Here is an 836-nt window from a genome sequence, read left to right as displayed (position 1 = left end):
CTACACGTCGCTCACTCAACTTGTTCAATACCCAGTACAAAAGATTAAGTTTGACCGAGAGTTTCTACTGACGTTGATGAATACCAATAATGGACACGTGATCAAACCGATCATTGAGCTGTGCCATGCCCAAAACAAAACCGTGACCGCCGAAGGCATTGAACACGACGTTATGCACAAATGGTTGTCCGCTTATCGATGTGATTTCATGCAAGGATACTTGTTCGGAAAGCCAATGGACAAAGAGCAACTTAGCTTGTGGTGGAAAACGGCCAACGATGACAATCGATTCTCTCGGCCGCTTACAACCAAACTCGCGGCTGAGGGAGGAATTTGAAGGTAAAGAATCGATAATGTTTACTTTGGCGAACTCATAAAAAAGCAGCACTTAATGTGCTGCTTTTCGTATTCTCACCCTATTGCATGCGCTTAAGCATGTTGAGCGTAATGGTTGCTGAGTTATCTGCCGTCGCTTTTTTCAGCTCAGAATAAACCACATCAGCAGAACCATCCGCTTTGTCGGAAATCGTGCGGATGACAACATACGGAACCTTAAAGGCGGTTGCAACTTGTCCCAATGCTGCACCTTCCATTTCAACGGCCATCGCGTTGAACTCTTGGTAGATGCCCGTGACTTTTACTTTACTGGCGATAAACTGATCACCAGAAGCAATGATGCCTCGGAACACACTCTCTTTGCCTAACGTCTCCACCGCTGCTTCATACGCGTAATTTTGTAGCGCTTTGTCAGCATAAAAGTAACGCTCTTGATAGTCCGGTAATAACCCTTTCGGTTTGTTGAATGCGGTTAAATCAACGTCATGATGTACAGTACG

The 836-nt window shown here is 45.2% G+C and carries 2 protein-coding genes; one reads left to right on the top strand and one right to left on the bottom strand.

Annotated elements, in window-relative coordinates; genetic code table 11:
* Nucleotides 1–337: EAL domain-containing protein (locus R7E78_RS25625; RefSeq protein WP_318058545.1), on the top strand; the 337-nt coding region annotated here is incomplete at its 5' end.
* 79 nt (nt 338–416) lie between these two features.
* Here R7E78_RS25625 and mtnN read toward each other — a convergent pair.
* The coding region (gene mtnN / locus R7E78_RS25620) for a 5'-methylthioadenosine/S-adenosylhomocysteine nucleosidase (RefSeq protein ID WP_318058544.1) at nt 417–836 on the bottom strand (420 nt) is incomplete at its 5' end.

It is taken from the genome of Vibrio sp. YT-19(2023) (genome assembly GCF_033337395.1).
Note: the sequence above shows the minus strand (reverse complement) of the source record. Positions and strands in the feature narration are given on the sequence as shown.